The organism is Colwellia demingiae (assembly GCF_007954275.1).
Classification (GTDB): Bacteria; Pseudomonadota; Gammaproteobacteria; order Enterobacterales; family Alteromonadaceae; genus Colwellia; species Colwellia demingiae.
Genome location: NZ_VOLT01000002.1, coordinates 524724 through 549947, shown reverse-complemented (window position 1 = coordinate 549947; position 25224 = coordinate 524724). Strand labels below are relative to the sequence as shown.

The 25224-nt window shown below is 38.8% G+C and carries 17 protein-coding genes and 1 pseudogene; 5 read left to right on the top strand and 13 right to left on the bottom strand.

Going from position 1 to position 25224, the window contains the following annotated elements; genetic code table 11:
- Positions 1 to 11: 11 nt before the first annotated feature.
- Complete coding sequence (locus ESZ36_RS05145; protein WP_211357762.1) at positions 12 to 452, bottom strand: DUF4399 domain-containing protein; 441 nt, start codon at positions 450 to 452, stop codon at positions 12 to 14.
- Between the two features lie 884 nt (positions 453 to 1336).
- Between ESZ36_RS05145 and polA the strand changes: the two genes are divergently transcribed.
- Positions 1337 to 4162, top strand: a complete 2826-nt coding sequence (gene polA / locus ESZ36_RS05140) for a DNA polymerase I (RefSeq protein ID WP_146784434.1) — start codon at positions 1337 to 1339, stop codon at positions 4160 to 4162.
- Between the two features lie 158 nt (positions 4163 to 4320).
- On the opposite strand, the gene recG is transcribed toward polA, so the two are convergent.
- The 8 genes from recG to ESZ36_RS05100 all read right to left on the bottom strand — a co-directional run bounded on the left by recG (position 4321) and on the right by ESZ36_RS05100 (position 13564).
- On the bottom strand, positions 4321 to 6414 hold the full coding sequence (gene recG / locus ESZ36_RS05135) for an ATP-dependent DNA helicase RecG (protein WP_146784431.1): 2094 nt from the start codon (positions 6412 to 6414) through the stop codon (positions 4321 to 4323).
- Between the two features lie 40 nt (positions 6415 to 6454).
- The gene (gene trmH, locus ESZ36_RS05130; RefSeq protein ID WP_146784428.1) at positions 6455 to 7162 is read right to left on the bottom strand and encodes a tRNA (guanosine(18)-2'-O)-methyltransferase TrmH; all 708 of its coding nucleotides are present in this window, start codon (positions 7160 to 7162) and stop codon (positions 6455 to 6457) included.
- Positions 7163 to 7364: 202 nt separating this feature from the next.
- Complete coding sequence (locus ESZ36_RS05125) at positions 7365 to 7757, bottom strand: RidA family protein (RefSeq protein ID WP_211357768.1); 393 nt, start codon at positions 7755 to 7757, stop codon at positions 7365 to 7367.
- Between the two features lie 46 nt (positions 7758 to 7803).
- Positions 7804 to 9915 carry a bifunctional GTP diphosphokinase/guanosine-3',5'-bis pyrophosphate 3'-pyrophosphohydrolase gene (gene spoT / locus ESZ36_RS05120; RefSeq protein WP_146784423.1) on the bottom strand — a complete coding sequence of 704 codons (2112 nt, stop codon included), beginning with the start codon at positions 9913 to 9915 and terminating at the stop codon, positions 7804 to 7806.
- 293 nt (positions 9916 to 10208) lie between these two features.
- A complete protein-coding gene (gene rpoZ / locus ESZ36_RS05115; RefSeq protein ID WP_146784420.1) occupies positions 10209 to 10496 on the bottom strand; it encodes a DNA-directed RNA polymerase subunit omega in 288 nt (95 codons plus the stop codon).
- Positions 10497 to 10600: 104 nt separating this feature from the next.
- On the bottom strand, positions 10601 to 11257 hold the full coding sequence (gene gmk, locus ESZ36_RS05110; protein ID WP_246128994.1) for a guanylate kinase: 657 nt from the start codon (positions 11255 to 11257) through the stop codon (positions 10601 to 10603).
- A 168-nt stretch (positions 11258 to 11425) separates the two neighbouring features.
- Positions 11426 to 12616, bottom strand: coding sequence for an amino acid aminotransferase (locus ESZ36_RS05105; RefSeq protein ID WP_146784415.1), 1191 nt, complete (start codon positions 12614 to 12616; stop codon positions 11426 to 11428).
- A gap of 237 nt (positions 12617 to 12853) precedes the next feature.
- The gene (locus tag ESZ36_RS05100) at positions 12854 to 13564 is read right to left on the bottom strand and encodes a DUF445 domain-containing protein (RefSeq protein ID WP_146784412.1); all 711 of its coding nucleotides are present in this window, start codon (positions 13562 to 13564) and stop codon (positions 12854 to 12856) included.
- A 144-nt stretch (positions 13565 to 13708) separates the two neighbouring features.
- Between ESZ36_RS05100 and ESZ36_RS05095 the strand changes: the two genes are divergently transcribed.
- Both ESZ36_RS05095 and traF read left to right on the top strand, forming a co-directional pair.
- Positions 13709 to 14581 (top strand): peptidylprolyl isomerase, encoded by an 873-nt coding sequence (locus tag ESZ36_RS05095; RefSeq protein WP_146784409.1) that lies wholly within the window; start codon positions 13709 to 13711, stop codon positions 14579 to 14581.
- A gap of 165 nt (positions 14582 to 14746) precedes the next feature.
- Positions 14747 to 16255, top strand: a complete 1509-nt coding sequence (traF, locus tag ESZ36_RS05090) for a conjugal transfer protein TraF (RefSeq protein ID WP_146784406.1) — start codon at positions 14747 to 14749, stop codon at positions 16253 to 16255.
- A 71-nt stretch (positions 16256 to 16326) separates the two neighbouring features.
- Here traF and greB read toward each other — a convergent pair whose 3' ends face one another.
- Positions 16327 to 16809: a transcription elongation factor GreB gene (gene greB / locus ESZ36_RS05085; RefSeq protein ID WP_146784403.1), complete on the bottom strand. Its 483-nt coding sequence runs from the start codon at positions 16807 to 16809 to the stop codon at positions 16327 to 16329.
- A gap of 99 nt (positions 16810 to 16908) precedes the next feature.
- On the opposite strand from greB, the pseudogene ESZ36_RS22815 reads away from it, so the two are divergent.
- Positions 16909 to 17112 (top strand): annotated as a pseudogene (locus ESZ36_RS22815) (hypothetical protein); the annotation flags it as partial.
- Positions 17113 to 17236: 124 nt separating this feature from the next.
- Complete coding sequence (locus ESZ36_RS05075; protein WP_146784401.1) at positions 17237 to 19627, top strand: Tex family protein; 2391 nt, start codon at positions 17237 to 17239, stop codon at positions 19625 to 19627.
- A gap of 292 nt (positions 19628 to 19919) precedes the next feature.
- Here ESZ36_RS05075 and ESZ36_RS05070 read toward each other — a convergent pair whose 3' ends face one another.
- The 3 genes from ESZ36_RS05070 to ESZ36_RS05060 form a co-directional block, all read right to left on the bottom strand.
- Positions 19920 to 21557 carry a methyl-accepting chemotaxis protein gene (locus ESZ36_RS05070; RefSeq protein ID WP_146784398.1) on the bottom strand — a complete coding sequence of 546 codons (1638 nt, stop codon included), beginning with the start codon at positions 21555 to 21557 and terminating at the stop codon, positions 19920 to 19922.
- Between the two features lie 521 nt (positions 21558 to 22078).
- The gene (locus ESZ36_RS05065; protein WP_146784395.1) at positions 22079 to 23137 is read right to left on the bottom strand and encodes a DcaP family trimeric outer membrane transporter; all 1059 of its coding nucleotides are present in this window, start codon (positions 23135 to 23137) and stop codon (positions 22079 to 22081) included.
- A gap of 224 nt (positions 23138 to 23361) precedes the next feature.
- Complete coding sequence (locus ESZ36_RS05060) at positions 23362 to 24945, bottom strand: methyl-accepting chemotaxis protein (RefSeq protein ID WP_146784391.1); 1584 nt, start codon at positions 24943 to 24945, stop codon at positions 23362 to 23364.
- Positions 24946 to 25224: the final 279 nt, after the last annotated feature.

The following is a 25224-nucleotide window of genomic DNA, read 5'->3' as shown; positions in this document are numbered from 1 at the left end:
CAGAGGGTATATTACTCAACAGTAATGGTGATCTTCTTTGAAACAACCGCAGGCTTATGAGGGATATGGTGATGATCGCCTAAAATAAGCTGTAAAGTATGCTGTCCTTTAGGCAACGTTAGCGTTGTCTGTGTTTGTCCACCGCCAAAGTGCTGAACATCGCCGCCCATAGGCATGTCAAAGGCAGGCAGAGAGTCTTTGTCGACTAATAAGTGATGATGACCGGTATGCTTTTTCTCGATACCTGCCGGAGATACGCCCATATCTTTTAAACCAAAAGTTACTGTGAACGTACTTTTCACTGTTGCGCCATCTACAGGTGAAATAATGTATACCGAGGCATTAGCTGGAGATACTGATTGCGGCATGCTATTGGCACTGACTAGCTCAGATGCTAATAGAGCAGGGGCTAAAGCCAAAGTGAGTAGTGATAATTGAACAAATTTTTTCATAATATAACTCGTTAGTGGGTATATAGGTAAGGCTAAAAGTAGCTAGAGCCCAGTTTACTGTTAATGATTCCTATTAAAACGGAGAATCAAGTTTGAACTTAAGTAAGTGTTAGAATAATAAGTACTTTACTTAGCAAGAGGAACTGCGACTGATGAATCCTTTAGAAACCTCATAGACAAATATAGCAAAATTATATGGTTACCTAAATAATAACACTTCTTATTCTTAGACTTTATTACTTATTAGTCTACCTACGATTATAACAAAGTAAGATAAGCCAATTTAAACAGAACTAACGTAAGCAGATTTTACAATCAGTAAGTTTGTTTAAATAAAACCTCAACGAAGAATCTCGGCACCACTATTATTATTCACAATAAGGGCGAAAATACTCTTTTTTTATCTTCAAAAAAAATATTTTTTACTATACAAAAAATTATTTAACTGGTGGATCTCTTGCTAGCTATTGCCCTTACTCGCTTATGTTTTTTTGTTATTTAAAAGTGTCAAAAATCGGTAAAAAAAGTTTAATAATGCGCTGGTAATCACGCCAAATTCTGATAATCTCTTACCACGTTATTTTCTTTAGCCGATTTTTCGTACAGCTAAAAAATAACTTGATAATAAAATTATCCACATATAGTTAAAATAAAATAATTGCGTATTTAAAGGCCCTGGTACGACACTTTTTTTAAATAAAATCAAAGCACTATATTGACAAAGCCAGATTTGCCACTTGCAAATCTCTGGCTGTTTTTCGTACTTGACCACAAGGTTATCCACAAGCAACATCAATAAAGCATACTGATAAAGTGGAGCCTACTTGCGCTTTGTGGCATGATTAGCCATCTTTAGCTTAATTTAGTCGCTTCGCGTATTTCTTATGACAATTTCTGCAACTTCTCAAGACTCTAATAACACGCAATCACCCTTGATCTTAGTCGATGGTTCTTCGTATTTATTTAGAGCCTATCACGTACCCTATTTACAAGCTCTTTCAACCGCTGACGGTCAACCAACAGGTGCAATTACCGGCGTATTAAATATGTTTCGTAGTTTAAAAAAAGACTACCCCAATGGAAATATTATCGCCATATTTGATGCCAAAGGTAAAACCTTTCGTAATGACATGTATCCAGAATACAAAGCCAATCGTCCACCTATGCCAGATGATTTACGTACTCAAATTGCACCAATACATGAGATTATTACTGCAATGGGTTTACCGCTTTTAGTTATTCCTGGTGTGGAAGCCGATGATGTTATCGGTACATTGGCAAGACAAGCTGATGAGCTTGGTATTGAAACTGTTATTTCGACCGGCGATAAAGACATGGCGCAGCTAGTTACTCAGCATGTTCGTTTGATTAATACCATGACAGATGTAGAAATGGATGTTGCTGGCGTTAGTGAAAAATTTGGTGTTCGACCTGACCAAATTATCGATTACCTCGCCTTGATGGGTGACAAAGTTGATAACATTCCTGGCGTTGTTAAGTGTGGTCCCAAAACTGCCGTTAAATGGTTAGCAGAACATGGCACCATGCAGGAAGTTATTGCCAATGCTGATAAAGTAAAAGGTAAGATTGGTGAGAATCTTCGTGATGCATTAGAGCAACTACCATTGTCTTATCAATTAGCCACCATTAAATGTGATGTTGAATTAGAACAAACGGCTGGAGAATTAGCTGCTAGTGAACCAGATGTAGACGCATTAGCTGAGCTTTATCAAAAGTTCGAATTAAAACGTTTGTTAGCTGACTTAGGTAAAGGAGATAGTGGTACAAGTACCACTGGGGCAGCTAAAAAGTCTAAAAAAGCTAAAGCAACGAATGCAAACGACTCAAGCAATTTGGCAGGTGAGCAGGTCGTAGAAATTAAAGCGGTAGAAGTTGAAGAAACTCAATACGATATTATTTTAGATAAAGCACTTTTTGAACAGTGGCTTAAGAAACTACAAACGTGTGAAGCTTTTGCTTTTGATACTGAAACAACTAGTGTTCATTATATGAAAGCTGAAATAGTAGGCGTATCTTTTGCTATTGAAGTGGGTAAAGCTGCTTATGTGCCATTGACGCATGATTATGTTGATGCACCAGAGCAACTTGATAAAGATTGGGTCTTAGCGCAATTAAAACCGTTACTCGAAAGTAAAACCATTAAAAAGATTGGTCAGAACCTTAAGTATGATGCCAATGTACTAAGTCATTATGATATTACTTTGCAAGGCATCGATTTTGATACCATGATCGAGTCTTATTGTTATAACAGTGTTGCTACTCGCCATAATATGGATGCATTAGCACTGAAATATCTTGATTATCAAACCGTACATTTTGAAGATGTGGCCGGAAAAGGTGCTAAGCAACTTACTTTCAACCAAATTGAAATTGAAAAAGCGGGTCACTATGCCGCGGAAGATGCGGATATTACTTTACGATTACATCACGCCATTTTCCCAGCGCTAGAGCAAACAGCGTCGATGTTAAGTGTGTTCAATGAAATAGAGATGCCACTCTTACCTGTGCTTGCACGCATGGAGCAAACAGGTGTATTAATCGATAGTGATATCTTAGCTGAACAAAGCTTTACCTTAGGACAGCGTTTAGATGAGCTAGAAATTGAAGCACATAATTTAGCAGGTAAAAGTTTTAATCTGGCATCACCGAAACAATTACAGCAAATTCTTTTTGAAGAACTACAAATCCCGGTCATCAAAAAAACACCCAAAGGCGCACCTTCAACCGCAGAAGAAGTACTGCAAGAATTAGCGTTGGATTATCCATTACCTAAGGTTATATTGGAAAATCGAGGTCTAAGTAAACTGAAGTCGACTTATACCGACAAGTTACCGTTAATGGTTAGCGATAAAACGGGTCGTTTACACACTTCTTATCATCAAGCTGTTACGGCAACTGGGCGTTTATCCTCGACCGATCCAAACTTACAAAACATACCAATTCGCAGTGAGCAAGGTCGCAAAATTCGCCAAGCCTTTATTGCACCAAAAGATCATAAAATAGTTGCAATAGATTACTCGCAAATTGAATTACGCATCATGGCACATTTGTCGAACGATAAAGGCTTAGTAACCGCCTTTAGCGAAGGCAAAGATATTCATAAGGCAACCGCGGCAGAAATTTTTGCCGTTGAACTTGATGAGGTAACAACCGATCAACGTCGTAGTGCTAAAGCGATTAACTTTGGTTTGATTTACGGCATGTCAGCATTTGGCTTAGCTAAGCAACTACATATTGGTCGTCAGCAAGCACAAGAGTACCAAGATAAATATTTCCAGCGCTACCCTGGTGTATTAACGTATATGGAAGATACCCGTCAACAAGCGAGTGAGCAGGGCTATGTTGAAACCTTATATGGTCGTCGGTTATATCTACCTGATATTAATGCTAAAAATGGCATGCGTAAAAAAGCAGCAGAACGTGCGGCTATCAATGCACCAATGCAAGGTACAGCGGCTGATATTATTAAAAAGGCCATGTTAGCGGTAGATCATTGGTTACTAGAACAAAATGATGACCGTATCAAAATGACTATGCAGGTTCACGATGAACTGATTTTTGAAATTCACCAAGATATCGTTGAAGAAACAACGGCTAAGCTAGTTGAGTTGATGAATAATGCCGTTGAATTGAGCGTACCATTAATTGCAGAATCAGGTATTGGTGATAACTGGGACGAAGCGCATTAATTTTCTTCTTGAATTAGCACAGATTAATCTGAGCTAGGTTAGTGCACGGATAAGAAAAAACCATTAAGCGAGTTAAAGCTTAATGGTTTTTTTATGACTACTTTTTACTGTAATTGTTCACGATGATTTTTCATTTTTCGTGTTTTAGGTATCAGATTTTAGGCATTAGAGTAACGCTCTTTATTACCTAACCAACGTTGAATTAATGCTTGAGCACATTCAGGTTGCTGGCGTGATAATAAATAGGCTTTTTGTTTTATTTCAGGTATTAAGTAACCATCACGCAATAGGTCGGCAATTTTAAGGTCCGCTAAACCTGTTTGCCTAGTACCGAGCAATTCACCTGGTCCTCTAATTTCAAGATCTTTTTCTGCAATAACAAAACCATCATTACTTTCTCGTAAGACTGCTAAGCGTTTAGTGGCTGTTTTTGATAATGGCGCTTTATACAATAACACACAAAAAGAGGCGACAGAGCCTCGCCCAACACGACCACGTAATTGGTGTAGTTGGGCTAACCCTAAGCGTTCAGGGTTCTCTATAACCATCAAACTTGAATTAGGTACATCAACCCCCACTTCAATCACAGTAGTAGCAATCAGCAGGTGTAAATCACCCGATTTAAAGGCATCCATCACTGTTTGTTTTTCAATTGCCTTCATCCGGCCATGTACTAAGCCAATTTTCAATTCAGGTAATTGTGCTTGTAATAAAATCGCAGTATCTTCAGCAGCTTGGCATTGTAATACTTCGGACTCTTCGATTAAGGTACATACCCAATAAGCTTGCCTACCATCATTAACGCAACCTTGGCGAATTCGTTCAATGACATCCCCGCGGCGTAAGTCAGGTAAGGCTACGGTGTTGATTGGGGTACGACCGGGTGGAAGTTCATCAATAATTGAAGAATCTAAATCGGCATAAGCTGTCATCGATAGAGTACGCGGAATAGGTGTTGCCGTCATGATCAGTTGATGAGGATATTTATTATCGAACACGCCTTTTTCACGTAAAGTGAGGCGCTGATGAACACCAAACTTGTGCTGCTCATCAATGATAACCAGGACCATATTTTTAAAGACTACATCAGTCTGAAAGAGCGCGTGCGTGCCAATGACCATTTGCATTTCGCCACTGGCAATTTGTTCTAACGCGAGCCTTTTTGCTTTTACTTTAGTTTTTCCTGCTAGCCAACCGACGCTAATATCAAGTGGTGTAAACCAGTTAGCAAAATTAATAGCATGTTGTTCAGCCAGAATTTCAGTAGGTGCCATCAAAGCGACTTGATAACCCTCACTAATAGCGGTTAATGCGGCAAGGGCAGCGACTAAGGTTTTTCCTGACCCAACATCTCCCTGCACTAAACGCATCATAGGTTGGGTCTTGGCTAAGTCAGCTTTTATTTCAGCAACAACGCGTGTTTGTGCGTTAGTTGGCGAAAATGGTAATGCGTTAAGAAACTTCTCACTAACTTTGTCATCACCAATAAGTGAAAGTGCATCATGCACATCACTATTTTGTCTGAGCTTAAGCATACTTAAGTTATGAGCAAGTAATTCTTCTTTAATTAACCGCTGCTGAGCAGGATGACGACCTTGTTCTAATTGCTCAACCGATACGTTCGGTGGCGGACGATGAATGATAGTTAACGCTTCACTGAGGGAGTATTGCTCGTTAAATATATTGGCGGGTAATAACTCTTCTACTTGCCCTCGCTGCAATCGAACCAACGCTTGTTCGGTTAAACTGCGTAGGGAAATTTGCCTTAGACCGTCGGTGCTGGGATAAACAGGCGTTAAGGTTTCTTCAACGGGTGTTAACTCTATATCGTCATCAAGAGATTTATATTCGGGGTGAACAATTTGATAGCCACGTGGGCCACGTTTTACTTCACCGTAACAGCGGATAGTTTTACCAATAGCTAAACTATTTTTTTGACTGGCGGAGAAGCTGAAAAAACACAGTTGAATACTGCCAGTGCCATCATGGAGAGTAACCACCAACATTCGGCGTTTACCGTGGGTGATTTGGCTATCAGTTATTTCACCAATAATATTAGTTGAGGTACCGACTAATAAATCACGCACCGTAGTAATACGCGTTTTATCTTCATAGCGTAAAGGCAGATGAAAAAGTATATCTTGCACTGACAGCAAGCCAATTTTCTCTAGTTTTTCCGCTAAACTAGGTCCGACACCTTTGAGTGTACTCAGGGGAACTTGTGATAATCGGCTTAATGCTTCCAGTGCCATTGTTAACCTCAGATCAGCTTAATAATTGTCATCTAGATAATTAGTCATCGAGATGTTGCCAAGCTTTTTTGTTCATTTGCATTTTTTGCCACCATTTTTCATCAGCAACAATTTGACCTGCTTCATCAATTTCAGGATAAGGTAATCCCTTACGCTGACAAGCTTCTGCAAAGATAGGGTGACCGCCTTCAAATAAAGTACGTTGACGACGTTCATTACTTAGACGAGGTTGATCATACATACCCGCTGCAGCGCGCTGGCGTTGTGCTTCGTATAAAACGACCGAACAAGCAACCGAAACATTCAGTGATTGCACCATGCCGACCATAGGAATAACAATATGCTGATCAGCTAGCTCAAGTGCTTCTTCTGAGGTGCCAAACTTTTCCTGCCCTAAAATAATGGCGGTGGGCTTGGTATAATCAATTTCGGTAAAATTAACAGCAGTATCAGATAAGTTGGTGACCAATACCTGCATGCCCTGTGCTTTTAACGCTGCAATTGCATCGGCTGTTTTATGGTAATTATGGACATCAATCCAATTTTGGCTGCCTGCGGCACTACCACCACGTACTTCCGCCTCTTCACTCTTCCATACCGCATGAACATCACTAATACCAATAGCATCACAAGTGCGTACTACGGCGGCTAAGTTATGAGATTTGTGTAAGCCTTCCATGCAAACCGTTAAATCAGGTTGGCGTTTGTCTAACATGGTATTAATACGTTCTAATCTTTCTGGAGTCATTTTGGTTAATCTTTTATTTAATTTTGAGCTGATACGTGGCTTTTATTAGTCACTTAAACTTAACTTGGGGCAACCAAATAGGCAAAATGAATGTTAGTTAGGCAAAGCCGTCAAGCTGTGAGTCTATTGAGCTTATATCTATAAGTGATTTAGACGAACAGCGCAGACAATGCCGACTAATTTTCATTCATGAAGCATATCTTTAGTTAACGCTAGGAAGTTCCATCACACCGTCAATTTCAATATCAACATCTTTTGGTAACTTAGATACTTGTATTGCCGCTCTTGCTGGGTAAGGTTGGCTAAAGTAACGACTCATAATATCGTTAACTGTGGCGAAGTTACTTAAATCCGTTAAGAATATATTCACTTTAACCATATCGTTAATGTCGCCACCCGCGGCTTCACATACAGCAACTAGGTTTTTAAATACTTGTTCTGCTTGTTCAGCAAAGCCACCTTCAATTACTGTCATTGTTTCAGCAACAAGTGGAATTTGGCCTGATAAATAAACTGTATTGTTTACTTTCACTGCTTGGCTATATGGGCCAATGGCGCTAGGTGCTTTGTCTGTACTGATAATGCTTTTCATAATAGTTCCTTTGGAGAGTCTTTGGAGACTGCTGTAGTAATTGTTTTGTTTATTTATTTCGAATGACGCGTTGAACATCAATCATTACTTTAATTTTTCGGATAATATTCGCTAAATGAATACGATCTCGACAGGTTATTTCCATGTCGATCACGTATAAGCCAGCTTCTTTTTCACCAGAATTTAGGTTGTGAACATTAGAGCCACACTTTGCAACTGCATTAGTTAATAATGCTAATGCACCTTGATGGTTAATGATTTCTACCCGTAATTTAGCAATAAACTCTTTATCAATATCGCTATCCCATTTGACTGGGAATAAGCTGCCTTGGTCGTGGCCTTTAATGTTTCGACAACCTTGCTGATGTACCATTAAACCCTTACCCGGGCTTAAGTAAGCTAAAATAGCATCGCCAGGGATAGGACGACAACATTTACCGTAACTGACTAACATGCCTTCGGTACCTTTTATCGGCATTTTGGTCTTGGAGCTGGTTGGAGAGGCTAGTTCATTATCTTCGGTAAAACCATCGGTTAGTTGTCTAGCAATACCTATACTCAGGGCATTACCTAAACCGATATTAGTTAATAATTCTTCAAAAGTACCATTGCCACTTTGTTGAACTACTTCATCAATTTTTTCTTGCGCTAAATCTTCAAGTTTGGTTTTACCTAAGGCGTGGCTTAATAAACGAATGCCTAAAGCATGGGACTCATCTTTTTCGCAAGTTCTTAAGTAAGTTCTAATTTGTAAGCGAGCTTTAGCCGTAACGACAAAGTTTAACCAGGTTGCATTGGGTCTAGCTGACGCTGAAGTAATAACTTCAATGGTTTGGCCTGAATCAATGGCGCGGCTCATAGGATAAGGCTTGCGGTCAACCTTAACGCCGACACAAGAATTACCAACATCAGTATGCACCGCATATGCAAAATCTATTGCGGTTGCGCCCATTGGTAGCTCAATAATACGACCATCTGGAGTAAAGACATAAATTTCTTCAGGAAACAGGTCAGATTTAACGTTTTCAATAAACTCAAAAGAACTACCGGCACTTTGTTGTAGCTCTAATAAACTTTGCATCCAACGACGGGCTTTCATTTGTGCCGTTGTACCTGTGTTGCTACCGTCTTGCTTGTATAACCAATGCGCCGCAACACCTTTGTCGGCCATTTGGTCCATATCATAGGTACGGATTTGAATTTCTACTGGGATGCCATGAGGACCAATTAACGAGGTATGCAGTGATTGATAACCGTTAGTTTTAGGGATGGCGATGTAATCTTTAAAACGAGTTTCAATCGGTTTAAATAGGTTGTGCATCGCGCCTAAAGCACGGTAGCAGTTATCAATTTTATCATGCACGATAACGCGGAAAGCGTAGATGTCCATTACTTCATTGAACATTAATTCTTTATTAAGCATTTTACGGTAAATAGAATAGAGATGTTTTTCTCTGCCCATAATTTGCGCATCAATACCGCTTTCTGCTAAACGTGCGGCAATTTCTTTTTCAATATTATCAATAATAGCTTTACGGTTACCACGGGCCTTTTTTACTGCTGATTTTAAAGCACGTGAACGCATAGGATAGAGTGCTTCAAAACCGAGTAGTTCTAACTCATTTTTTATATCCTGAATACCTAAGCGGTTAGCTATCGGCGCATAAATCTCTAAGGTTTCGCGGGCAATTCGTCGACGCTTATCTGGTCGTAAAGAGCCCAATGTACGCATATTATGCGTACGGTCGGCAAGTTTGATTAAAATAACTCGGATGTCTTGCACCATGGCAAGTACCATTTTACGGAAGTTTTCCGCTTGCATTTCTTCTTTGTTATTAAATTTAAGCTTGTCGAGTTTACTGACACCTTCAACCAATTCAGCCACGGTATGACCAAAAAGTTCAGCTAATTGATCTTTGGTAACTTCTGTATCTTCAATAACATCGTGTAATAAAGCTGCCATGAGGGTTTCATGGTCTAGGTTCATCTGGGCTAAATTAATAGCTACAGCAACGGGGTGAGTAATATACGGGTCACCACTAGATCGCATCTGACCATCATGTGCATCACGTGCAACAACATAGGCGTGTTTCAGCAAATCAATTTGTACTTTTGATAGGTAAGTAGAGCTAAGCTCTTTTAAAGGTTCAAATAAGTACACCTAAAACTCCAAATTGAAGGGGGCAAATGGGGGTAATTCGAGTATATACCCTAGTCTGTACTAATGTTACCTCGAAAAGCACGGTTCAGCGAGCATTAAAAGGGCTAGAGGGGAGGCATTGATTGAAGTTTCATTAGTTTAGATAGAATACGCAGCAATACGTTCTATGTACAAGGAAAAAATAAAGCTTCAGCAATAAAAAAACGCGTGACCTATTTTCTGATATAAAGCAGAAAGAGGTACGCGTTTTTAAGGGCTTAAATTAATTTCTTCTCAAAAGAGAAGAACTAACTTTAGCTTAATTCGTCTTGTTGACCACCAACAATCGCTGCAACAGCATCTAATTCAGCAGTATCTTGCTGGATTTGTTGTGCACGATCAGAAGTGTTCATAATGTCTGTAGTAATTAAGCCTGCTTCGATTTCACGCAAAGCAATTACCGTTGGTTTGTCGTTTTCGACATCAACCAATGGATCTTTTCCACCCGTTGCAATTTGACGAGCACGACGTGATGCAACTAGCACCAAATCAAAACGATTGCCGACTTTATCTACGGCATCTTCAACAGTTACGCGAGCCATCTGGGCACTCCAACTAATAAAACAACTTACAAAATAGCTGCGTAGTTTACTGCCCACTTACTAATTAAGCAAGCGATACCCTATACAACTGGAGAGATTTTTGCCTATTCGGTTGGCTCTACGGCTTCAATGTTTAGCAACTTACTAAATAAACTTTGCTGTGCGATGCTTTGCTGACGACATTTAAGGCGCTGATTATTTACAATGGTAGTGAGATCAAGCAAGGCTTGGTCGAAGTCGTCATTAACAATGACGTAATCAAATTCATTATAATGAGAACATTCAGCTTGCGCTTGTGCCATACGACTAGCAATTATTTCATCACTGTCTTGTCCACGACCTCTTAAGCGACTTTCTAACTCTTCTTTAGAAGGTGGGCTAATAAAGATAGTTGTTACGCCAGGTTTTTTCATACGAACTTGTTGAGCACCTTGCCAATCAATATCGAGAAAAACATCAATACCTTGAGAAAGTTGCGCATCAATAGCTGCTTCAGAAGTGCCGTAATAGTTACCAAATACTTCAGCATACTCATAAAAGGCGTTGAGGCTGATTTGCTTTTTAAATTCAGCAACACTAACAAAGTGATAATGTTCGCCATTATTCTCACCAGGGCGGGCATCTCGAGTGGTATGAGAAATAGATACCTGCATGGCTCTTGCGGAGGCTTGATTATCTGATCTTAGCAATGCATTGATAAGGCTTGATTTCCCTGCACCACTTGGTGCAGAAAGAATAAATAAATTACCGGGAACAATCACAGGGGTTTCCTTGAATCACATATTAAGTTGTACCAAGAGGAGTCATTAATCAGCCAGCTTGGGAATAAATTGCAGCCAATAAAAAAGGCTAAGCCATATTTTACTCTATTAGAATAAAAAAAGCTCAGCCAGATTTTTTGCCATTTTAGCAGATGACTTTTGAGAGTGCTAAAGCACCTTAGCAATAGATTTTGCTAAGTAATCAACATTGCTATTGGCAATACCAGCAATACTCATACGGCTAGAACCCACTAAATAAATGCTGTATTCATCTTGTAGCTGTTGAACTTGCTCAGGAGTAAGACCTAAGAAAGAAAACATACCACTTTGACGACTAATAAAGCTAAAGTCACGAGTAACGCCATTTTCTACTAACTTATCAACGATTAACTTACGGTTGCCATTAATGCGATCACGCATTGCTTTTAATTCAACATACCACTCGTTGCGTAACTCATCTGAACTTAAGATAGTTTCGACAATAGCGGCACCATGTGCTGGTGGCATAGAGTAGATAACGCGCACAACGTAAAGTAAAACAGAGTTAGCAATATCAACAGCAATGCTTGATTCACCAATGATGGTACAAGCACCAATACGTTCTCGGTATAAGCCAAAGTTTTTAGAACATGAACTACAAACAATCATTTCTTTAACTGTTTCAGCCATAAGACGTAAACCGTAAGCATCTTCGTCTAAGCCTGAGCCAAAACCTTGATAAGCCATATCGATTAATGGTGTGAAACCAACATCTTTAGCCACATCAGCAACTTGTTGCCATTGTTCATTGTTTAAATCCATACCGCTTGGGTTATGACAACAAGCGTGTAATAACACCACGTCATCGCTGCTTACTTCTTTAAGGGCATTTAACATACCGTCAAAGTCTAAGCTTTTGTTTTCATAATCGTAATAAGGATATGTTTTAACGTTTAAACCAGCAGCTGCAAATAAACCAGTATGGTTCGCCCATGTTGGGTTACTTACCCAAATAGTAGCACCTGCTTTGCAAGACTTAATAAATTCCGCTGCCACACGTAATGCGCCAGTACCGCCAGGTGTTGATATAGTGCGGGCACGATTTTCATTTAATACTTTATGCTCACTACCAAAAATAAGTTTGGCCATTTCGTCATTAAATACAGGAGAGCCTGTAGGGCCAATGTAAACTTTACTATCTTCAGTATTGGTACGATGTTGCTCAGCTTTTTTTACACAATCTAAAACTGCAGTATGACCAGCTTCGTTCTTGAATACGCCAACACCTAAATCAATTTTATTTGGGTTGTTATCTTTTTTATATTTAGCTAATAATCCAAGAATTGGATCGGCAGGCAAAGCCTTTAAACTACCAAACATGACAGAAGTTTACCTTATGGTTAGAGGAGAGTTACGTCAATAAGGCATCATCGCGCTTATGAGTTCAAACTCTCTAATTTTTAATCACTCAAGCATAACGTAAAGTTAGGGCGTAATTAAAGTGATTTTTATGCCATATGGTGACAAAAGTAAGATTAATTTGTATGGATGTTGGTCTTTATTTTATAAGTATAAAATTATTCATCAAATAATTAATTTTATTACTTAGAGAGCGAACTAAAAATTATTCGTAATCGCAGCAACTACGCCTATGATACCGCCAAATATACCTCCCCAAACAACTAGCCAGCCAAGATGTTTTTTTATCATCTTTTGAACAATTTCTTTGACTAATTGTGGGGTTAATTCATTAAGACGTTTTTCAATAATATCGCTGACTTTATCCCGCATGCCGGAAATGATATCAGGTTGCTCTAATTCTTCTCGTAACAAGGTATTAAATTGTTCACTTTGTGCGATATCTTGTATGGAAAGTTTCATTTTCTCAATAAACGGCTCTCTCATCGGCTGTAAAGCTTCACTGCCACCCACCATGGCAAGCATGCTACCAAAAGAGGAACTTTCAATAACAGAAACTAAACTGTCAAAGGCGGGGGAGAGGTCAATTTTATCAATGACGGGGGCCAAATTAAGGGTACTGGCTTTTCCTGAACTATCAGAAAGAAATCGGTCAATGTTTTGCTCAGTGAAAAATTGCTCCATCATCAACTGACGAATAGCAATTTTGAACTCTTCAAAGCGCGCAGGAATTACACCTGAGCCATACAATAATGGCACCTTTTCAAATAGCATATACACAGCAAGCCAGTTAGTGATTGCGCCAGATAAGGCAAAAAGGCCTAAGGTAAAAAGAATATGATGCTCGCTGACATAGCCCCCTATTGTACAAGCTAATGCAATAAGGTTAGTGATAAGGCTTTTGTTCACGAAATACTCCAAGATGATTTGGTTAAATTTTAAGGCGGCTATGATAGCATTTAATTTACATATACCAATTCCATTAAATTTATTGTTAAGTGAAAAATAACTTAATGGACTTGGTATTACCTTAAAATAGATAAAGGCTCTGTTATGAAAGCTTCTTTAAAAAGTGCGCTTACGCTCACTGCGTTATTCTTTATTAGCGCATGTGGCGCGGAAAAACCTACCGATTCTACCTGGCGCAAATTAGCACTTCAAAATACGGTATTATTAACCTTGCCCCATGGCAAAGTGGTCATTGAATTAGCTCCTCAGTTTTCCCCAAAACACGTAGCCCAATTCAGCCAGTTAACGCAACAAGGTTTTTATGACCAGACAAAATTTTATCGTGTGATCGATGGTTTTGTTGCTCAAGCGGGCCCAAAAGATGGCAGTAAAAAAGATCGTTCTGTACCCTTGCTGGTAATGGAAGCAGAATGGCAGACCGATAAAAGTTGGTCATACACACAGGTACAGGAAAAAGATTTATTTGCAGAGAAAACAGGTTTTAAAGACAGCTTTGCTGTTGCTTATCAAGCAGATAATGATGATGGTTTAGGTAAGGCCTGGTTAACACACTGCCCAGGTACAGTAGCAATGGCTAGAAATAATGAAGCAGATTCAGCATCGAGCCACTTTTATTTTGTTATTGGCCAAGCACCACGATATTTAGATCGCATTATGACTATTTTTGGTCGCGTGGTTTACGGTATGCAACATATTCAAGCAATACAGCGAACGGAAGCGATGCAAGGTGATTATGCTGTAGATCATCGTGATTTTACTAAAATAGTCAGCATGCAATTGATGAGTGATGTGGCAAAAGCAGATCAAATTCATATTGAAGTTGAGAACACAGAATCAACGGCGTTTGGCGAACGTTTAGTAAAACGTCGTGCGCGTGAAGGTGATTTTTTCTATAAAAAACCACCACCAGTTCTTGACGTTTGTCAGATCCCCATTAGAAGTCGACGAATAAAATAAAAACAGTTTAAGTAAACATTATTTAATGTTGGCAGGATTACTATGTAGAGTTGTTATGACTTTGTAATTGAACCTCTTTACAAGTGTCCGGTTGTTGGCAATATGTTAATGTAGGTTATTAATAATACAATTAGCTATGGTTAAACGCTAAACAAGGACGATATTTTGCCATTTTTTTCATTAATATTATTAAAAAAACACTTCCTTGAAATAACCGTTAAGCGCAATAGTTTAGCCGCTGTAATGACTTTTCTTAGTCTGTCAGCATTAAGTGATATTGCTTGGGCTGATATTCAACCACGTAGTGCGAGCCTTAATTATTCGCAAAAATCATTATCAAATGCCGGCAACCCTGCAGCAGCGGCATTAATTGTTGCTCGTAAAGACCCTCATGTAATGACCGGTGGATCTATTGAAATAGGTGGTGGTATTGAATATGGCGATTTAGATGAATTATTTTACAAAATAGATGAATTATCATTACTGTTTAATCCTCCAAGTGAAGGTGATAACGGAACGGGTAACGAATTACCTCCTACTCCAGAAAATCCCATCAGAAATTACACTTGGGAAGATCTCTTCAGCGAGTACCCAGAGTTAGAAGATCGCCTTGATATTGTTAAAAAAAAGGTAGTTACCACTGCAGGCCTGCTCGCCTTAATTGCGGCTGAAGGTTATGGCAAAGCAGAAGCTACCAGTGAAGCTAGTTTTGTTTTGAATGAAGATTTATTCGGCGGCACTTTATTATTTGGCATGGCATATAAAGGTAACTCCAAAGCGATTGGCATTTTTGAAGAAATTACCCTTGATTCAGACTATGCAAAAGCACAATTGAAAACAATTCCTGATTTTGATGAAAATGATCCGATACAAGAGCTCGATTTATCTGGCGGCATTACTTTATTTTATGACCCTGCGAATCAGAGAATTAAAATGTCTGTTGAAAATGACAGCTTATTACTGATTAAAGCAACAAAAATAGCTCAGTTTTCTTTATCTTACAGTCGTAATGCAATTCATAGCGATGCTGGCGATTTATATTGGGGTATCAAACCTACCTTTTACCGGGTTGGTTTAACCCATGCCAATACCCGTATTGGAGACATTACCGATACCGAAGAGTTGTTTGATGATATTAACAATGCTGATTTTATTTATGAAAATGGTTTTGATGTCGATTTAGGGCTGGTTTGGGCGGCAGAGCATTATCAATTGGGTGCTTCAGTAAATAGTCTATTTGAACACAGCTATAAATTTCCTGAATTTGATAGAGAATCATTTACGTCATTAAAAATCTTGAGTCAGCTTAATGAGCAAAGTGTTTATACTATGGAGCGTCAGTTGAAGTTAGAGGCAGGTATTTTTACTGACCAACGTAATTGGAGTTTAAACGTTGAATTAGATGCTAACCCAGTTGAAGATCCTATGCATGATGATTACCAATGGTTCACATTAACAGGTGGATATGCGGCAGATAGTTGGTGGCTGCCAAGTGCACGCTTAGGTTTCAGTCGAAATTTAGCGGGTTCCAAGCTTGCCTACATTAATGCAGGAGTTACTGTGATGAAATTCATTAATCTTGATGTGGCAACGACTCTAGATACGGTCACATTAGAAGGCAGTGAGATGCGACGCGGTGCAAATATTAGGTTAGGCGTACAATTTGATTATTAACTTTTAAAGTTAAAATAGTTAATTAAATCAGTTATTAAATTTGATGAAAAACGACTAGATAACTAATCGTTTTATTCCATTAATTTGTAGTTAATGTTTACAATATCAAAGACGCGCTCGCCTTCAGGCGCGTGTACTACTATCTCATCATCAACGGCTTTACCTAATAACGCACGAGCCATAGGAGAATCAATACTGATTTCTCCTCGTTTAACATCCCATTCATCAGGACCAACTAAACGATAAACCACTTCGATGTCATCTTCATTAACTAAGGTGACCCAAGCACCAAAAAAAACTCGTCCCTCTTGCTGAGGATTTGGATATACTATAGTTAAATCTTCAGTACGCTTCATCAAAAATCGCACGCGGCGGTCTATTTCACGTAAACGACGCTTGCCATAAATATACTCAGCATTTTCACTACGGTCACCCTGTGCCGCAGCTTCACTGACTGAGCGAGTAATTTTAGGTCGTTCGTCTTTCCATAGAAACTTGAGTTCTTTATCTAAACGATCCCAGCCTGCGCGGGTTATATAATTTGATCTTTTCATAATGTTATTTTACATAATAAATTATCGCTTTGTTAGGGGCTGTTGACCTTTCGCGATGAAATTTTGTTCGAGATAAAAACGTTTTAATCGCGGCGGGTAGTGTATAGCCTAGTCATTCTAAGTAAATACTAATCAACAAAGAGTAAAACGTTTTTAGCCGAATCCTTCGGACAGCGTTTGTTGGTCGTTTTTACGGCGTTATCGCCTTTTTATGTGGAACAACCACATTACAAAGACTCTGCCTTGTATAAACCCCCAACAAACTGCTGCAAAAACAATCTCGAAAGATCAACAGTCCCTAATAATATCGAAAATAATCTATACAGTGCATTGAGTCATAAGGTTGGATACTGCAGTATAATTTTCGTCACAACAGTTTTCTGTTATTATGCTGTCCAACATATTATCCTGCTGGAATTGCCTTTCAATGTTAACTATTGCCGAGCAAATAGCTCAAGAACTCAATGTTAACGCGGTACAAATTAATGCCGCTATTACCTTACTTGATGATGGTGCTACTGTGCCGTTTATTGCCCGCTACCGTAAAGAAGCCACCCAAGGCTTAGATGATAATCATCTTCGTCATTTAGCGCAGCGTTTAAGCTATTTACGTGAGTTAGAAGATCGTCGACAAGTTATCTTAGTTAGCATTAAGCAACAAGATAAGCTTACTGTTGAACTTGAGAAATTAATCACTCAAGCAGATAACAAGACTCGCTTAGAAGATTTATATTTACCTTATAAGCCAAAGCGTCGTACTAAAGGTAAAATCGCCAGTGAAGCCGGTATAGCACCTTTAGCGAATAAGCTCTTTAATAACTGGCAACTCTCTCCAACAACCGAGGCTAAATATTTTATCAATGAAGCCGCTGGTTTTTCTGATGTGAACGCCGTGTTGGAAGGTGCCTGTTATATTTTAGCGGAACGTTTTAGTGAAGATGCAAGTTTACTCGCGAAATTACGTGCATATCTATTAAAACAGGCGCACTTAACCAGCAAGCTTGTTAAAGGGCAAGAGAAGGCAGGGGCGAAATTCCGTGATTATTTTGAGCACAGTGAAAAGCTAAAATTAGTACCTTCTCATCGTATGCTTGCCATGTTACGTGGTAGGAATGAAGGTTTCTTAAAGCTTAATATTGATGTTGACCCAGGACAAGAGACCGCTACTTTTAATAGTGCCGAGCGTATTATCATTGAGCACTTAACGTTACGTTGTCTATCTACCGGCAATAAACAACCCGCGACAGAGTTTTTAACTAAGCTTGTGCAATTAACATGGAAAGCCAAACTACATGTTAGTTTAAGCAGTGAACTTGTCACTAGTTTACGCGAGCAAGCAGAAACACAAGCGATAGACGTGTTTTCAAATAACCTTGCTGATTTATTGATGGCAGCACCTGCTGGCGCACAAGTGACATTAGGTTTAGATCCAGGTTTAAGAACGGGCTGTAAAATTGCCATTGTTGATGGCACAGGAAAGTTATTACATACCGCTACCATTTTCCCACATGTCCCGCAAAACCATTGGGATAAATCGATTCGAACTTTGGTAAATATTTGTCGCCAGCATAAAGTTGAATTAGTGGCTATTGGTAATGGTACTGGCTCACGCGAAAGTGATAAATTAATTGCTGAAGTTATCCAATTTTTCAAAGCAGAGGAAAGTAAAATACAACTTACTAAGATGATCGTCAGTGAAGCTGGCGCATCTGTCTACTCTGCTTCTGAATTTGCCGCGAACGAGTTTCCTGATTTAGATGTGTCAATTCGTGGCGCAGTTTCTATTGCTCGACGTCTACAAGATCCATTGGCTGAATTAGTAAAAATTGATCCGAAAGCCATTGGTGTTGGCCAATATCAGCACGATGTTAGCCAAAGCCAATTAAGTAAAACCCTTGATGATGTTGTTGAAGATTGTGTAAATGCGGTTGGTGTTGACTTAAACAGCGCTTCAGCGGCGTTATTAACACGTGTTTCAGGGTTAAACAAAACCATGGCTAGCAATATTGTTGCTTTTCGAGATAACCAAGGGCGCTTTACCAACAGAAAACAGTTGAAAAAAGTAGCTCGTTTAGGGCCTAAAGCTTTTGAGCAATCAGCAGGTTTCTTACGTATCACAGATGGTGACAATCCGTTAGATCAATCCGCACTTCATCCTGAAAGTTATCCTGTAGTTGAAAGAATCCTTAGTCTACTAGAGCTTGATGTCAGTAAAGTACTTAATAACAATGAGCAATTACAATCACTTGATATTACTCAGCTAACCAATAATGATATTGGTGAAATAACCATTAAAGATATCATCAAAGAGTTAGCTAAACCAAGTAGAGACCCTAGGCCTGCATTTAAAACAGCCAGTTTTGCTGAAGGGGTCAATACCATGGCAGATTTAACTACGGGCATGATACTTGAAGGCGTAGTCTCCAACGTGGCGAATTTTGGTGCTTTTGTTGATATTGGCGTGCATCAAGATGGGCTAGTACACATTTCATCAATCACTGATAAGTTTATCAGTGATCCGCGTGAGATTGTTAAGGCTGGGGATATTGTGAAAGTGAAGGTGGTCGAGGTTGATGTAGCTCGTAAGCGTATTAGTTTAACTATGCGATTAGATGAACAGGTTAGCGAAAAAACTAACAAACCTTCCTCAGTTAAAAGTGACAGTAAACAGGATAGCGATAAAGCAAAAAATAACGAGAACAGGAGAAATAATCAAGGGAAGCCACCAGTAAAGCATAATAAATCGAAAAGTAAAAAAGTTGATAATGCCGTTATGGGTAACGCTTTCGCTGATGCTTTTGCTAAGTTGAAGAAATAAAAAACGACTATTAGAAATTAATTGTGAAAATAATGTTGACTATAGTAATGAGAATGATTATCATTTGTTTCGTTGCTTAGGCAGTGAATGCTCTCTCACTAAATAGGTAACAGCAAAGCAGGGAACTTAGTGGTTATGTTCCAGGACGCATAACCACTAAGTGCCACTTTGAGGTTCTACAGTTTTCATTCGACTTTAAAATTTTTTGATGGTTTAGCCAGTAACACTTTCTTGATGGTAAGTGTCACTGGTTTTTTTATGCCTGTAAGTTATTCCTATTGATTGTTCTTTGTTACGCTATTTTAAAGCGACCGACTACCTCAGACATATTATTACTGCTTACTTTCAATTGTTGGCTAGTTTCACTGAGTTGTTGTGTTGTTGCCAAAGACTCATCAGTCATACTTGCTAAATCATTAATACGTAAATTAACCTCATCAGCGGCTTGGCTTTGTTGCTCGGTAGCTCGAGCAATTTGAGTGTTCATATCTGAAATAACTTGCATTAAGCGGTCTATTTCAGAGAGAGAATCATCAGCTTTGGCCGTTTGAGCAACCGTTTGTAATGAGATATCTTGGCTCTCTTTCACTGCAGAAACAGCTTCTTGTGCACCAGTTTGTAGTCTTTGTATCATTTGTTGAATTTCATTAGTACTTTGTTCTGTACGATTAGCTAAAGTGCGCACTTCATCAGCGACTACCGCAAAACCACGACCTTGCTCACCAGCGCGCGCAGCTTCTATAGCAGCATTAAGTGCCAACAAATTAGTTTGCTCTGCTATGCCTCGAATCACATCCAGAACTGAGCCAATATTATTACTCTCAGATGCAAGACTGGCGACCACATGGCTTACTTCATCAATATTAGTCGACAGCGACTGCATTTGTGTAATGGTACCCGAGATAATTTTTTTACCCTCAGTGGTATTATTTCTCGCATCATTTGCTGCTTGTTCCGCGGAGCTGGCATTGTCACTTACTTCCTTTATTTGAGAAGTCATTTCTTCCATCGCAGTCGCTACTTGAGTGGTAATGTCATTTTGGTTTTGGATAAGAACTTGGGCACTATCACTGGCGCCAGAAACGGCCTGTGCATGGTCTAAAACTTGTGCGGTATTGTTAGATACATCTTGTAAAGATTGACGCATTTTGCCAGTAAAGTTATTAAAATAGTTAGATAATCGAGAAATCTCATCGTGACCGGTGTCATCTAAAGAATTAGTAAGATCACCATCACCTTCGGCAATATTTTTCATTAACTCTGCAGCTGACTTAGTGGGTAATAGGATACTTTTTCCGATAACGTAACTTAAAATAATGATAATCAAAGCGATAATGAGGCTATCAATAATGAGCATATTGCGTTGTTTAGCAAAAGTAGCTGCAATATCATCGAGGTAGGTACCTGAGCCAATAATCCACTGCCATGGGGTAAAGCCTTTAACAAAGCCAATTTTATCAACAGGACCATCAAAACCAGGCTTAGCCCATTTGTAATAAACGAAGCCATCACCTTTAGCTTCGACAGCCTTAACCATATCGATAAATAAAGGCTTACCATCGGCGTCTTTAATGCCCGCTACATTTTTACCGTTAAGCGCTGGTTTGACAGGATGCATTATCATGTTGGGCGTAAAGTCATTCACCCAAAAATAGTTATTTGTGTCGTAGCGTATACTGGCAAGGATACTCAACGCTTGTTTTTTTGCTTCGCTTTCATTGATCTCACCTTTTTGTTGTAAAGCATAGTGGTGTTCAATAATGCCGTAAGCACTATCAACTAGCTCTTTGGTTGTATGTTTTTTTTGCTCCATCAACGATTTGTATTCTTCTGACAAACTCATAACATCGAGTACTGAAAGACCAATAATAATTAATACCACCAGAATGGATAACCTTTTCTGTATGGTAAATTTCCGTAAAAAATCCATAAAATTCCCTTTTAAATTAGTAAACTGTATTAATTAGTTTAGTCTAGTTCAATCTAGTACAATGTTAGTTTAGCTCAATTTTTACGATAATCACGAATAAGCTAAATAAAAGTATTTAGTTGAAAATTAAAAACTAATCAATCACTTTTGATCAAATATTTTACACTATGCTGCCATTGGCCTAGGTTATATTTTAGAAAGATAAAAAGAGTAAAATACGGTAAATAGACAGCGGGAAATTAAGGAGTTAAATGACAGGAAATGCTATTTTTTGTTTAGATCGAAAAATAGGGGAGATTGTTTTACTTTAATCTCTGGTAGGTTAGCAGCAGTAAAATCAGTATCGTGAGAAAACCGCATTTAACTTTTTTATAAGGCACCTTAAGCGCCTGAAGAATGCATTTTGATCGATAATATAAGCATAAAAAAAGGGAAGCATATGCTTCCCTATAAAATAACCCCAACAGAGGTTAACTAACGCAAGTTGTGGGACTAAATTTATGCTTTAGTCGCGTGTGGAACTATAAAACGTATTTTGCTGAGAATTGTAAGTAGTTCGAGTCTTTACTTACTTCATTCATTTCAAAATTACCTACTTCAACACCAAAAGAAAGTTGCTTGGTAAAGTTTTTAAATAAGTTAACAGCAACATGATTACGCTTTGTATTGGCTACGTCAGCATCTGTGCTGCCGTAAAATACGGTTGAGCGCATTTCTTCGGTCCAAAAGTGACGGTAAGCCACCATGTACGAGGTGGTTTCTTCAACTTCTTCACCCACTAAGTCTCTCGCTGCAACTACACCCACGTAACGACCAGTTTCGCCACCGTGCACTTGAAAGCGGAAATCATCTTTACCGAAAGTTTTAATACGACCAGCAATACCACCACCAATCGCTGTTTCCGAATTTCCACCAACAGTATTTAACTGACGGGCTAAACCGGATACTGAAACATTACCCCAGTCGCCTTTGAAGGTATATTTGGCAATAAAATCAGGAATGGAATCTTGACTGCTGTCACCTTTATCTGAATGTGGATTTTCTAAAGAAAGTTGTAAACCACCCATGGTATAACGAACTTGTCCTTGTCTAATAAACGCAGACGCATTTAAAGCACCACCAAAGTTAGCCGCTTCTGCAAGCGCGCTAGTATTCATAAAGGTTGTCCAAGTTTGGCCAACTAAAATATTTTTATATTTGATAAAAGCGTGGCGTAATCTTGGATGTGATGAATTAGATACGATTTGGTTGCCGCCGCCGCCGTAAAAATCTAATTCAATAAAGCCGGTCACATCGCCATGAACATACTTAGTATTGAAGCGAGTTTCATTGGCTGAAAATTTAGTTGTGGATATATCATCAACTACTGCGGCGTGACCAATCCAGTAATCATCATTGGTTACAGGTGAACTAACATCACCACTGATTGAACGAACGTCTGCTTTGATGTAACCACCAAAAGTTATAGTATCACCGTCATCTAATTTAACAGTGTAGCCAGCATTTGCGGCACCAGTAACAGCTAATAAACTGGTTGCGAGTACTACTTTTTTTAATTTAAATAATGAATTATTAAACATTGTATTTCCCATTTTGTTTTATTTGTTTTTAGTGTGACTTATTATTATGAGGTCTTAAGTGCCTCTTATTATTTTCTTTTTAGTTTGCTTGGTTGTTACTTTTTGTTATCGAATAATAAGTTAGTGTGTAAAGTGAACAAAAGGAATTAGACCTAAGTCTACATTGCTAAAAAAAGGGGGTAGACTTTAGTCGATTTCAAGTACATTTTTAGATGTTTCGATACTTATTTGGCTTTAAAACCAATTCTAAAACCACCCCAATGTTTACCTTGAACAAATATTGGCGCTGAAACATCATGCATAATTTCACCGGTGTCACGCTTGTATGTTTGCAGTAAAAACTTATCAGTGTGCTTGCCACAACGAATGCCTGTAGGGTCATCAAAGAGTCGTTTAGTACGGTTATTGATAATATCTGTTGCTGCATTGCCCGTTAGCGGCTTAGAGAAACATCTATTATGGGTAGGGAAATAGCTGTTGATATCTACAGCACCAGCGTAAATCATCTCAGGAAACTGCACTAACAAGGGTTCTTGAATTTTAGGTAAATGCTGGTCGGTAAATTTATCAAAAGAGGTACTGTATTTCTTCGGCTCACAGCTGCCTAGTTGTTGATAGTTAAAGTTAAATAGTTGTTGCTGAGTAATAAGGTTTTTTTCAATACTTTGCTCAAATAATTGACCTACTTGACTGGCGGAAAGCTGCGCTTGTTGACACATATTAGCAATGAGAGAGTTACTTTCAAAAGAGGAAATGTGGACGAAAATTGATTCTGAACTATTGGACAGCGTTTGTGCCTGAATTGACGCGTTCTGAGTTTCGCTACTTTTATCCAATAAAAAATCATGTAAAAGTACTACAGAAGATGAGATTTCTTCTGCTGCAAAATCTTGCTCTGTTAACGCATGACTTATTTGATCGCTTGCTGCAGAAGAGTCTGTCAATAACTGATCTATTTCAGCAAAGCCGTGTGATAATTCCGTCATGGTGGAAACGACACTATTGGTTTGTTCAACAATCTGTGACATAGCCAGGGTGGTTGCACTGGTTTCATCACTCGTTTGCTTGAGCATCTCACCAATTTGAGCCGTTGCATCAGCTGTTTTTCCTGCTAAAGCCCTAACCTCATCAGCAACGACGGCAAAACCACGACCTTGCTCTCCAGCACGTGCCGCTTCTATTGCGGCATTTAATGCTAATAGGTTAGTTTGTGCAGAAATCCCATCAATTACATCAGTAATACTTTGAATTGCTAGGGCTTTCTTTTCAAGAGAACGTATTTTTTCTGCTGCACTATTTACCGACACATTTAGCTGATTAACGATATTAATATTGTTACTTAGTTGTGCTGAGCTTGCGTTACTAGATGACATAGCATGACTCGCTTGCTGAGAAGCAAGTACTGCATTGTCGTTAATTTGTTTGGAGTTAGCAGACATTTCTTCGGCTGCTGTTGCTAACCGGTCAACATCTTCACTCGATTGTTCAATTGCGCCACTAAGTTGCGCTAAAAAATAGCTTATTTCGGCTGAGTTAATCGCAAGTTCGCTTGCTTTACTACTGATTTCGCCTCCAATGACGCCAAGTTCATCATTGCTATGAATTTGCTCATGCTCAGCTATTAGAGCAGCATCTTGCAGGGTTTGTTTGTGTATTATGTTGGATAAAAACAAGAGGGTACAAGCGCTAAGAGTGAACAAACAAAGGCTATAAAGTTGTGCTGAAACTAAATAGGTATGGCTCAAGTAAGCCAGCAAAGTGAGTAATGTTGATAGTAAAAAGACAGTAGAGAGTAACTTCTTATTCATGGGATTCTCATTAACAGTTTAGTGCATAAAACACTGTAAAATAGGGGGAAATAATTTCCAGAGGCGGTTTAACTATATCTAATAATAATCCCTTGAAATTTTGGTAGCAACTCGCCGACTAGTTTAACATTACAGCACTAAAAACAATGGTTCAGCTATTAGACTTTAGTGTTGCAAGCGCTCAACTTTATGATGGTTTAACTATAACTGTCAGCAGTCGTTTACAGTTTTAAGTTACTGAGTAATAACGGAATCGACAAAGTGTTTTTATTAGTAATA